The 12,372-nt window shown below is 51.0% G+C and carries 8 protein-coding genes; 4 read left to right on the top strand and 4 right to left on the bottom strand.

What is annotated here, in order from left to right; translation table 11 throughout:
- Positions 1-117: 117 nt before the first annotated feature.
- From ldtD to AC0Z7K_RS01805, 3 genes are all read left to right on the top strand, one after another.
- Positions 118-1,968, top strand: a complete 1,851-nt coding sequence (ldtD, locus tag AC0Z7K_RS01815) for a L,D-transpeptidase (RefSeq protein WP_485612516.1) — start codon at positions 118-120, stop codon at positions 1,966-1,968.
- A 177-nt stretch (positions 1,969-2,145) separates the two neighbouring features.
- Positions 2,146-2,697: a peptidoglycan L,D-endopeptidase MepK gene (mepK, locus tag AC0Z7K_RS01810; protein ID WP_056769288.1), complete on the top strand. Its 552-nt coding sequence runs from the start codon at positions 2,146-2,148 to the stop codon at positions 2,695-2,697.
- 51 nt (positions 2,698-2,748) lie between these two features.
- A complete protein-coding gene (locus tag AC0Z7K_RS01805) occupies positions 2,749-3,396 on the top strand; it encodes an MBL fold metallo-hydrolase (protein WP_485612513.1) in 648 nt (215 codons plus the stop codon).
- 80 nt (positions 3,397-3,476) lie between these two features.
- On the opposite strand, the gene AC0Z7K_RS01800 is transcribed toward AC0Z7K_RS01805, so the two are convergent.
- The 4 genes from AC0Z7K_RS01800 to pncB all read right to left on the bottom strand — a co-directional run bounded on the left by AC0Z7K_RS01800 (position 3,477) and on the right by pncB (position 9,207).
- The gene (locus AC0Z7K_RS01800; RefSeq protein ID WP_485612511.1) at positions 3,477-4,667 is read right to left on the bottom strand and encodes an amino acid aminotransferase; all 1,191 of its coding nucleotides are present in this window, start codon (positions 4,665-4,667) and stop codon (positions 3,477-3,479) included.
- 244 nt (positions 4,668-4,911) lie between these two features.
- Positions 4,912-6,024 (bottom strand): porin OmpC, encoded by a 1,113-nt coding sequence (gene ompC / locus AC0Z7K_RS01795; protein ID WP_413528447.1) that lies wholly within the window; start codon positions 6,022-6,024, stop codon positions 4,912-4,914.
- Between the two features lie 300 nt (positions 6,025-6,324).
- Positions 6,325-7,725: an asparagine--tRNA ligase gene (gene asnS, locus AC0Z7K_RS01790; RefSeq protein WP_485612509.1), complete on the bottom strand. Its 1,401-nt coding sequence runs from the start codon at positions 7,723-7,725 to the stop codon at positions 6,325-6,327.
- A 276-nt stretch (positions 7,726-8,001) separates the two neighbouring features.
- Complete coding sequence (gene pncB / locus AC0Z7K_RS01785; protein WP_485612507.1) at positions 8,002-9,207, bottom strand: nicotinate phosphoribosyltransferase; 1,206 nt, start codon at positions 9,205-9,207, stop codon at positions 8,002-8,004.
- 482 nt (positions 9,208-9,689) lie between these two features.
- Between pncB and pepN the strand changes: the two genes are divergently transcribed.
- Entirely contained in the window at positions 9,690-12,305 is a 2,616-nt protein-coding gene (pepN, locus tag AC0Z7K_RS01780; protein WP_413528450.1) for an aminopeptidase N, read from the top strand.
- The last annotated feature ends 67 nt before the right edge of the window (positions 12,306-12,372 follow it).

Here is a 12,372-nt window from a genome sequence, read left to right as displayed (position 1 = left end):
GGGCTCTATTTACTTGAGTTTCTACGCAAAAAATGAATTTTCTTTATATACTTAATTACAGAGTCGCTGGAATATTTCGGGGATGAAATTGAGCAATTTACCGGGAGGCAAGGGAAGATGTTGATGAATCAAAGGTCTCTCAAGTTTTTGGTGGCCAGCTGCCTGCTGGCAAGCGGCCTGTCGCCGTGGTTTACTGCCTGGGCTACAGTACCGAACATGCCGGTGCGCACCGCCACGCTCTCCAGTGTACAGAGCATGAGCCAGCTACAAGCTGAACTATTACCGCGTGGCATTCGTCCGCTGTATTTGTCTTCCCTCTCATCACTCTATGCATCGAACCATATGCAGCCTATGTGGAAGGACCGGGAAACCGTCCAGATATTTCAGCAGCAGCTCGCAGAACTGGCTATTTCCGGTATTCAGCCGCAGTTTACACAATGGGTAAGATGGCTGACCGATCCCGAAGTCACTGGCATGGCACGCGACGTCGTGCTGTCTGATGCGATGCTAGGCTATTTGCAATTCACCAGCAGCGTAGAGGCCAAAGGAGATACCTGGCTTTACAGCAATGTGCCTTACAAAATGACGACACCACCGCTGACAGTCATTAATCAGTGGCAGCTGGCTGTGCGTCAGGGCACGACGGCGCAGTATTTGTCGACGCTGACACCGCAACATCCTTATTATGCAAAAATGCACGATGCGCTGAAGACCATGCTGGCGGATAATCGCCCGTGGCCGGTAATAACCGGCGCGACCAGCCTGCGTCCGGATCAGATAAGTGACGACATTCCTGCACTGCGTGAAATTCTCAACCGCACCGGCATGATGGTCGCGCCGCCAGAGGAAGCCAAAGCGCCGAAGCCGACGGATGAAACCATCGCACCAAACGTCCCAGGCAGCGCGGCAAATGACGATCTTTCGGTTGATGAAAGCGCTGACAAAGCGCAGGCAGCTACGCCAGCGGTGAGCCCATCGGCGACTTCTGTGCAAGACGTGCTGCCAACGGTCCAGTCAGCAGAAAGCCCGGCTCCGGCGGCACCTGTTGTGGTATCCAACAATCAGTACACGCCGGATCTGGTCGAAGCCGTTAAGCGTTTCCAGAAATGGCAGGGGCTTGAAGCGGATGGCATTATCGGTGCCCGTACGCGCCAGTGGCTAAATTCATCACCGCAGCTGCGTGCTACCTTGCTGGCGCTGAACATTCAACGGTTGCGTATTCTGCCGGGCAATGTGAACACCGGTATCATGGTGAACATTCCGAACTACCAGCTGACGTATTATCTTAACGGTAATGAAGTGTTGTCATCGCGGGTAATTGTTGGCCGTCCAAGCCGTAAAACGCCACTGATGAGCAGCGCATTAAATAATGTGGTGGTGAACCCGCCGTGGAACGTGCCGACGACGTTAGTGCGTGAAGATATCGTGCCGAAAGCCCGCAATAATCCGACGTATTTCCAGCAGCACGGTTATCAGGTGTTATCCGGCTGGAGTAACGATGCCGAAGTGATCGACCCGACAATGATTGACTGGGCCATGGTGTCACCGAGCCATTTTCCTTATCGCATTCGTCAGGCGCCGGGCGCGAGCAATTCCCTTGGTCGATACAAATTCAACATGCCAAGTTCTGATGCTATCTACCTGCATGACACGCCGAATCATAATCTTTTCAGTAAAGATATTCGTGCGCTCAGTTCCGGTTGTGTTCGGGTGAATAAAGCCTCCGAACTGGCCAATATGTTGTTGCAGGACGCAGGCTGGAATGACACGCGTATTTCCTCTGCATTGCAGGGTGGCAATACAACTTACGTGTCAATACGTCATCGCATACCGGTAAAACTGTTCTATCTGACGGCGTGGGTAGCGGAAGATGGTAAGCCGCAATTCCGTACAGATATTTACAATTATGATTCTACCGTGAGATCCGGCGCGCAAATCTTGCCTCAGGCAGAAAAATTACTGCAATAAATGCAGTAAAACTAGTCTGATAAAGGTCAGAGTATTTGGCCATTGAACGAGCGTGAGCTACTGGCACGCTCGTTTTGCTTATTTGGGTCCCTTGACTCGTCCAATTTAGGACGTTAAGGTTCGAAGCGGTGCTTGCATTGCACCTTTTTGACTCTCTTACCGGATAGTAAACTGTTCATGAATGAAATCGACAAACATCGCCGTAAATGGCTGGCATTAGGCAGTGCCGCTATGGGGATTGCATTGCTTCCGAGTCGTGCTTTCGCCACTCTTTCCACTCCTCGTCCACGTATTCTGGTCGTTAACAATCTTAATACTGGCGAAACCCTCAAAACTGAGTTTTTTGATGGAAAGCGTTACAACAAGGATGAATTGGCCCGGTTAAATCATTTGTTCAGGGACTACCGGGCTGAGAAGGTGAAATCCATTGATCCTGCTTTGTTCGATCATCTCTATCGCTTACAGGTCATGCTCGGGGGAACGAATAAACCCGTGCAGCTGATTTCTGGCTACCGCTCGCTGGCGACGAATAACAGCATGCGTGAACCAGGAAGTGGTGTGGCTAAGCATAGCTACCATACGCTGGGTCAGGCGATGGATTTCCACATTCAGGGCATCGAACTGAGCAATATCCGCAAAGCAGCATTAAAAATGCGGATGGGTGGTGTAGGATATTATCCACGAAGTAACTTTGTGCACATCGATACCGGCCCTGCAAGGACCTGGTGATGTGTGTCATTAGTGGCCTGCCCAAATGGACAGGCCATTTTGTGGAGCCTTATGAAAACCCATCTCATTACCGTCACGGCGTTCAGCCAAAATTGCTCACTGATTTGGTGTACTAAAACCAATCAGGCCGCGCTTGTCGATCCGGGCGGCGAAGCAGCCAAAATCATCCGCGAAGTCTCCGCTCAGGGCGTACTGGTCACGCAAATTCTGCTGACACATGGTCATCTTGATCACGTTGGTGCTGCCGCGGAACTGGCTGCACATTATCAGGTGCCTGTGATTGGTCCTCATAAAGAAGATCAATTCCTGTTGGATGCGCTGCCAACCCAAAGCCAAATGTTCGGGTTAGATCATTGTGACCCGCTGACGCCCGATACCTGGCTGGAAGAGGGCGATCACGTCAGTGTGGGCGAAGAAGAACTTTCCGTGCTGCATTGTCCCGGACACACGCCGGGACATATCGTTTTCATCAATGATAAAGCGCGTTTAGCCGTTTCCGGCGACGTCATATTTAAAGGTGGCGTTGGCCGTAGTGATTTCCCGCGCGGAGATCACCAGGCGTTGATCCATTCGATCAAAACCAAATTGTTGCCACTGGGCGATGACATCGTGTTTATCCCAGGTCACGGGCCGATGTCAGATTTTGGTTATGAACGTAAAACGAATCCTTTCTTGCAGGATGAATTACCGGTCTGGTGATTTAATTCCCGTCTCAGAAACAGCAAAAAGCCCGTCAGTTTCCTGACGGGCTTTTTTAATGGAGCAGCGTTGCTTATCTTTTACAGCACAGCGACGATGGCTTCACACAGCGGTGCCATGTTATCCAGCGTAATACCGGCTACGTTAATGCGTCCGGAGTTCACCGCATAAACACCGAATTCATCACGCAGACGCAGAACCTGATCTTTGGTCAGGCCGCTAAATGAGAACATACCGTTCTGGTTGATAATAAAGCTGAAGTCCTGTTTAGCGCCTTTTTCCTGCAAGGTGGTGACGAACAACTGACGCATGCGGTGAATACGCTGACGCATGTCGCTCAGTTCCTGTTCCCACTGCGCTCGCAGTGATGGGTTACCCAGTATGGTAGCGACGACGGCTGCGCCGTGTGCCGGTGGGTTAGAGTAGTTTGCACGGATAACGGATTTCACCTGGCTGAACGCACGATCGGCGGTTTCGGCATCAGATGCAACGATCGTACAGGCACCCACACGTTCGTTATACAAACCGAAGTTTTTCGAGTAGGAGCTGGCAACCAGCAGTTCTTTGTGTTTTGCCACGAACAGACGCAGGCCACCCGCGTCTTCTTCCAGACCTTTCGCAAAGCCCTGATAGGCGAAGTCAAACAGCGGCAACCAGCCTTTCGAGACAGATAATTCTGCCAGCTGTGACCATTGTTCCTGTGTAGGATCGATACCGGTTGGGTTATGGCAGCAACCGTGGAACAGCACTACGTCACCCGCTTGCGCTTCGCTCAGGCTTTTAAGCATACCGTCGAAATCAAGGGAGTGATTCTGCGCGTCATAATAGTTGTATTCAGCCACTTCCAGACCGGCAGCATTAAATACGCTTTTATGGTTCGGCCAGCTTGGGTTGCTGACCCATACGCGTTTAGCACCGGTTTGGGTGGCGATAAAATCCGCTGCGATACGCAATGCGCCAGTGCCGCCGGGCGTTTGCGCGGTGCGTGCACGTTTCTCAGCGATCACTGCGCTGTCTTTGCCGAACAGCAATTCTTGTGTACAGTGCGCAAAATCAGGCAATCCATCGATGCTCAGATAGGTTTTGGTCGTTTCATTTTCCAACAGGAATTGTTCGGCTTTCTTCACGCTGGCCAGAACCGGCGTTTTACCTGTTTCATCTTTATAAACACCAATCCCAAGATTGATTTTATCAGAGCGGTCGTCAGCGCGGAAAAGATCGGAAAGACCCAGAATCGGGTCGGCAGGTGCTGCAGTGATTTTTTCAAACATGTTGGAAACTTCCATTAGCCTGATAATACGAAAGAGGCCTTAAGGGTAACGCCAGAGCGCGGTTTTTGCCAACCGTTTGCGGGAAAAAGTAAGCAGAGTTGTGAGGGCGAATCCGAGATTAAAATATTTTATGAAAAGCGGCGGGAAAAGCTTGTTTTTAGCATTTCAGAAATGCAAAAGGCAGAGCCGAAGCCCTGCCTTGATATCCACTTTGATGCGCCCGTAAGCGCATCGTTAAGCGATATTAGAACTGGTATTGCAAGCCAACACCAACAGTGTCGTCGGTGCTGCGACCGGCGGCTTTGGTGTAGCTGTTGTCGTCCAGCAGGTTGATTTTGTAGTCAACGTAGGTAGACATGTTTTTGTTGAAGTAGTAGTAAGTACCAACTTCTACGTATTTAACCAGGTCAGCATCGCCGCCGGTGTAAGTAGAGCCGTTGTCGGTGAAGCCGTTCAGCTGCTTGCCTTTAGATTGCAGGTAAGCGATAGATGGGCGCAGACCGAAGTCGAACTGGTACTGTGCAACCACTTCGAAGTTCTGAGTTTTGTTAGCAATCGCATTTGGGTTGCCGTAATCAGTAGTGTTACGTGATTCGCCGTAGAAGGTTGCCAGGTACAGGTTGTTAGCGTCGTATTTCGCGCCGAATGCGTATGCGTCAGCTTTGTCGCCGTTGCCGTCAGCTTTTTGAGTCACGGTACGGTTAGAAGAGAAGTAAGCACCTGTCAGGCTAACACCAGAGTTGCCCAGTGCGTATGCAGCAGAAGTACCCCAGCCGTCGCCGTTGGAGTCAACTGCGCCACGGCCGTCACGACCTTCGTCGTTTTTACCCTGGTACTGTACAGCGAAGCTCAGGCCGTCAACCAGACCGAAGAAGTTGCTGTTACGGTAAGTTGCCATGCCATTACCACGACCAACCATGAAGTTGTCGTTGTTCTGGTACATGGTGTCATCGCCAAAGATTGGCAATTGGTCGGTGTAGGACATTACGTCGTAGATTACGCCGTAGTTACGACCGTAGTCGAATGAACCTGCATCACCGAATTTCAGACCTGCGAAGCCCAGACGAGTTTTGTTGCCTTCGTCACCAGCGCTTTCTGCATGGTTAGCCTGAACGTTGTATTCCCACTGGCCGTAACCGGTCAGTTGGTCAGTAATTTGAGTTTCGCCTTTGAAGCCGAAACGAACATAGGTCTGGTCGCCATCATCACCAGCGTTATCAGAGAAGTTATGGCGTGCGTCAACTTTACCGTACAAATCCAGTTTGTTGCCGTCTTTGTTATAGATCTCTGCTGCATTAGCTGCACCAGCAACTAACAGAGCTGGGATTACTACTGCAAGAATGTTGCGCTTCATCATTATTATTACCCTCATTGGTTTTATTCGGACACCTGCCACTGCCGTCAATAATTCTTTGGGGAACTATTCATGAAAGTTTGGTGTCTCCTGTGTCTGAACGCACTATTCCATCCGAGGTTCGCTTAATCTACAGCGAAAATGCTACTAAATTACTAAATATGTTTCAGCGGGAAAGAATGTATTACAAAATGTGTATTTTAGGGAGCTTTGTGACGGGGATCTATTTTTAAAAATGACTAAGGCCAGCATTGCTGGCCTTAGTTTTGTGAGCATTCTGTTAATTAAAAATAGTTTAATTAATTAGAAGGTTGCATTACGTGGTGTGCGAGGGAACGGAATCACGTCGCGAATGTTCTGTACGCCGGTGACATAGGCTACTAAACGTTCAAAGCCCAGACCGAAGCCTGAGTGTGGCACTGTGCCGTAACGACGAAGATCGCGATACCACCAATAATCTTCAGTTTTGAGTCCCATTTCGACCATTCGCGCGTCCAATACATCCAGACGTTCTTCACGCTGTGAACCGCCAATAATTTCACCGATGCCCGGCGCTAATACGTCCATCGCCGCTACGGTTTTGCCATCATCGTTCAAACGCATGTAGAAGGATTTGATATCCTTCGGATAGTTTTTCACTACCACCGGCGCTTTGAAATGTTGCTCTGCAAGATAACGCTCATGCTCTGAAGAAAGATCCACACCCCATGAAACGGCGTTCTCAAACTTCTGGCCACAATTCATTAGAATTTCTACTGCTTCAGTGTAATCCACCTGCGCGAAATCAGAGGTTACAAAACGCTCAAGGCGGGCAATCGCATCTTTGTCTACGCGTTCAGCAAAGAAAGCCATATCGTCAGAACGTTCGTTCAAAACGGCCTGGAAAACATATTTCAGCATGTTTTCAGCCAATGCGGCGATATCGTCCAGTGTGGCAAAGGCCACTTCCGGTTCCACCATCCAGAACTCAGCGAGGTGACGGCTGGTGTTGGAATTTTCTGCACGGAAAGTCGGGCCGAAGGTGTACACCTTGGACAATGCACAGGCGTAAGCTTCACCGTTCAGCTGACCAGAAACGGTCAGGAAGGATTCTTTACCGAAGAAGTCTTCGCTGAAATCGATGTCGCCTTTGTCTGTCCGAGGCAGGTTTTGCAGATCCAGCGTGGACACGCGGAACATCTCGCCAGCACCTTCGGTATCGGAGGCTGTAATCAGCGGCGTTGACACCCAGAAGTAGCCGTTTTCATGATAGAAACGGTGAATTGCCTGAGACAGGGTGTTACGTACGCGAGCTACCGCGCCAATCAGGTTAGTACGTGGACGCAGGTGCGCCACTTCACGCAGATATTCGATGCTGTGACGTTTAGCCGCCATCGGATATGTATCAGGATCATCCACCCAGCCGACGACTTTAATCGCAGTGGCCTGTAGCTCAAAGCTCTGGCCTTCGCCAGGGGAGGCGACAACGGTACCGGTCACTTCAACAGAACAGCCGGTCGTCAGGTGCAGAACCTCATCCTGGTAATTGGGCAGAGAATTATTGACGACGGCCTGTAATGGATTAAAGCAGGAGCCGTCATAAACGGCGAGGAATGAGATACCAGCTTTAGAATCTCTCCGGGTACGCACCCAACCGCGTACGGTGACTTCACTGTCAACCGCAGCACGGCCTTGCAGTACGTCGACTACAGGCACAACGCTCATAGATTTCTCTCTTTCTTTATATACAGATGTTGACTAAGAAATAATGGACACCCTGTAAAAAGGGATTTTGCTATGTTACTTAGCCTTTCTCAGGACACAAGCAGAAATCAACGTCGTGGTGTAAGAATTGTCAGGCAGGGGCGGGGATACACGAAAATTATTGAGCGAATGAATGAAAGCCGAGCAAATTGAATATCATCTATATAAAGGAGGAAAATACGCGGGGTAAAAAATCAGCAAAGCGCCGGGGGTGATTTTCCGGCACTTTGCGGTGGATCATGAGGCTTTTTTGACCAGCGGCAGATCAAATGCTTTGCGCAGCGCTTTCACAAACGCTTTATCCTGACAGATGGTTTTCCCCGGACTGTCGGAAAGTTTCGCCACCGGCTTACCATTACACTGAACCAGCTTGATGACAATATTCAACGGTTTCACGCCGGGAATATTACAGGTCAGGCGCGTACCGATGCCGAATACCAAATTCACCCGTTTGTAGAAATGGCGATATAAATGCAGCGCCTTATCCAGGTCGAGATTATCGGAGAACACCAGCGTTTTGGTCATCGGATCAATATCCAGTGCGTGATAATGCGCGATGGCTTTTTCACCCCACTCGAACGGATCCCCCGAATCATGGCGCAGGCCCTGATACGCGTTAGCGAATTTCGGTCCGAAATCACGCAGGAAAGCATCCATGGTTATGCAATCGGTGAGGGCGATACCGAGCTGATCAGGATATTCATCCAGCCATGCCTGTAGCGCCGCGCGCTGACTGTTGGCCAGCACCGGGCTGATTTGCTGATGCGCCTGAAACCATTCATGAGCCTGCGTTCCGACCGGTGCCAGTTGCAACTTATGGGCAACATCGTAGTTGCTGGTGCCGACCAGATAAGGGAATTCACTTTTCAGCGTGCTGACAATCGCTTCCTGCACCTCGCCGGAGAAACGGCGTCGCGTGCCAAAATCCATCAGCCGGAAAGCGGAAAGATCGATATCAGAGGCCTGCTCATTAAAACTGACCAGATTTTTACGCAGCTGTTCGACCGCCATCTGCGCAGTGATTAGCGGTGAACGATGGCGATGTACCACTTCGCTGATAACCGCCAGCAGCGGCACTTCCCACATGATGACTTCACGCCACGGCCCTTCGATGCGCACATGCAAATGCCCGTCGCGGTCAGAAACCGTGACATGTTCCGGATTGTAGCGGAACGTTTTCAGCCAGCTAAGATAGTCCTGTGTGAAGAAAGGCAGCCCGGAGAGGTAGGTGGACTCATCGTCGGTCAGCGCCAGTTCGCTCATCAACTGGATTTGCTGACGGATTTCACCGGCGTATTCGCCCAGCAATTCATCACCGCGGCAACGGAACTCGGCTACCACGCTGATACTGTGATAACGATGGAAAACCGCTTGCTGCATATGAAGCTTGTAGGCATCGGTATCTAACAGCGAAGTCAAAATCGGGGAGGCGTATGGAGTCATAGCGCTTTACAGCATCCTCGTCAGAAACTGAGTGTTTGAACACAAACAACCGTTCCGTAATAAAAACGTTCCGAATAAAACAGCAAAAGTCTGTGAAGTATACCGTAATATCCCGCCAAAGAACCCTCATCACATCATAATTGTCCGTGGTGGGTCGAGGCCAAAATGTGCTCACAGGCGGGGTTTACGGTGATATGCGCCAATTTGCGTAATAAATAAGGCACAAATTGATTACATTTAGTGGGGCAGATAAGTCTTCTCAGTAGACAGCGCGAACAAAATTCTGTGTTTTGGTTGAAAGGTGCGCATACGAACTCACAACCTTGCAACAATCTGGGATTTCCTGATGCCTGTGGTAGAGTTTAGAGAGAAAGTATGAAGGTCGCGTCAGGTTCTGTGCAGCTCTGTGCTGATGACAGGAACCCCCTTCAACGCCATAAATCGTCATCACCATAAACTATGAAAACGCCAAAAGGTTTTTTATGACTCAACTGCCGCAAGCCAAGTTCCGCCACGATTACCGTGCGCCGGACTACACCATCACGGATATTGACCTTAATTTCGAGCTTGATGCACAAAAGACGGTCGTGACGGCCATCAGCCAGATTAAACGTCTGGGCGCAGAAGGGGCTTCCCTGACGCTCAACGGTGAAGATCTTCAACTGGTCAGTCTGAAAATCAACGGTCAGGACTGGCCGAAGTATCAGTTACAGGAAGGCACTTTGGTGATCGACGGTCTCCCGGAAGCATTTGAGCTGGCGATCGTCAACGAAATTCACCCGGCGAAAAACACCGCGCTGGAAGGACTGTACTTGTCAGGTGAAGCGCTGTGTACCCAGTGTGAAGCCGAAGGTTTCCGTCATATTACCTATTATCTCGACCGTCCCGATGTGCTGGCGCGTTTCTCTACCCGCATCGTGGCCGATAAAGCCCGCTATCCGTACCTGCTGTCGAACGGTAACCGTATCGACCAGGGCGAACTGGAAGACGGCAAGCATTGGATTAAATGGCAAGATCCGTTCCCTAAACCTTGCTACCTTTTTGCGCTGGTGGCAGGTGATTTCGACGTGCTGCGCGATACCTTTAAAACCCGTTCAGGCCGTGATGTGGCGCTGGAGTTGTTTGTTGACCGCGGCAATCTCGATCGCGCCGGCTGGGCGATGGAATCTCTGAAACAATCAATGAAATGGGACGAAACCCGTTTCAATCTGGAATACGATCTCGATATCTTCATGATCGTGGCGGTTGATTTCTTCAACATGGGCGCGATGGAAAACAAAGGCCTGAACGTCTTTAACTCTAAATACGTGCTGGCGAAAGCCGAAACCGCCACCGACAAAGATTACCTCGGAATTGAAGCGGTGATCGGCCATGAATACTTCCATAACTGGACCGGTAACCGCGTGACTTGCCGCGACTGGTTCCAGCTGAGCCTGAAAGAAGGCCTGACCGTTTTCCGCGATCAGGAATTCAGCTCCGATCTCGGGTCGCGTTCGGTCAACCGCATCGATAACGTCCGCGTAATGCGTGGCGCACAGTTCTCTGAAGATGCCAGCCCGATGGCGCACCCGATCCGCCCGGATAAAGTCATCGAAATGAACAACTTCTACACCCTGACGGTGTATGAGAAAGGGTCTGAAGTCATCCGCATGCTGCACACCCTGCTGGGCGAAGAGAAATTCCAGGCCGGTATTCAGCTGTATTTCGAACGTCATGACGGCAGCGCGGCGACCTGTGATGATTTCGTGCAGGCGATGGAAGATGCGTCCAACGTCGATTTGTCACTGTTCCGCCGCTGGTACAGCCAGTCCGGTACGCCGGTCCTGACCGTACGCGACGACTATGATGTGGAAAAACAGCAGTACACTCTGACCGTCAGCCAGAAAACGCCGCCGACGCCAGATCAGACCGAAAAACTGCCGCTGCATATCCCACTGGATATCGAGCTTTACGATCCGCAGGGCAACGTTATTGCCTTGAAGCAGGATGGTCAGATTGTCAGCAACGTGCTTAATGTGACCGAAGCTGAGCAGACTTTCATCTTCGAAGACGTGGAAGCGCCGCCGGTGCCTTCTTTATTACGTGAATTCTCCGCGCCGGTGAAACTCGATTACAAGTGGGGCGATCATCAGCTGACCTTCCTGATGAAGTACGCGCGTAACGATTTCGCCCGCTGGGATGCGGCCCAAAGCCTGCTGGCGATTTACATCAAACTGAACGTTGCGCGTCACCAGCAAAAGCAGCCGCTGTCTCTGCCGCTGCACGTTGCTGATGCGTTCCGCGCGGTATTGCTGGATGAAAACATCGATCCGGGCCTGGCGGCGCAGATCCTCACGTTGCCTTCGGATAACGAAATTGCCGAACTGTTCGACATTATCGATCCCGAAGCAATAAGCGCCGTGCATGAAGCCATTACCCGCTGTCTGGCCACCGAAATGGCCGATGAGTTCCTTGCCGTTTACAACGCGAACCGTTTGCCGGGCTATCGCGTGGTACATGAGGATATCGGTAAACGTACCCTGCGTAATACCTGCCTGCGCTATCTGGCCTTTGCCGATGTGACGCTGGCCGATCAGCTGGTGAAAACACAGTTTGAGCAGGCAGATAACATGACTGATTCTCTGGCCGCGATGTCTGCGGCAGTGTCTGCGCAACTGCCTTGCCGCGAGGCGCTGATGGCGGCTTACGATGAGCGCTGGCATCACGACGGTCTGGTGATGGATAAATGGTTTATCCTGCAAGCCACCAGCCCGGCGGCCGATGTTCTGCAGAAAGTACGTTCATTGCTCAATCACCGCTCGTTTAGCATGGGTAACCCGAACCGCGTGCGTTCTTTAATCGGCGCGTTTGCGTCAGCCAATCCTTCTGCGTTCCACGCAGCGGACGGCAGCGGATATCAGTTCCTGACCGAAATGCTGACGGATCTGAACACCCGTAACCCGCAGGTGGCGGCACGTATGATCGAGCCGTTGATCCGTCTTAAACGTTACGATGCAGGCCGTCAGGCGCAGATGCGCAAGGCGCTGGAACAGCTGAAAGGGCTTGAAAACCTGTCCGGTGATTTGTTCGAGAAAATCACCAAAGCGTTAGACGCGTAATCAAAAAGTAGAAATGACAAAGGGCGATGGAAACATCGCCCTTTTTACATCCAAAGATCTCAAAATA

Source organism: Rahnella sp. 1L-D-7-B-C2 (assembly GCF_057290995.1).
Note: the sequence above shows the minus strand (reverse complement) of the source record. Positions and strands in the feature narration are given on the sequence as shown.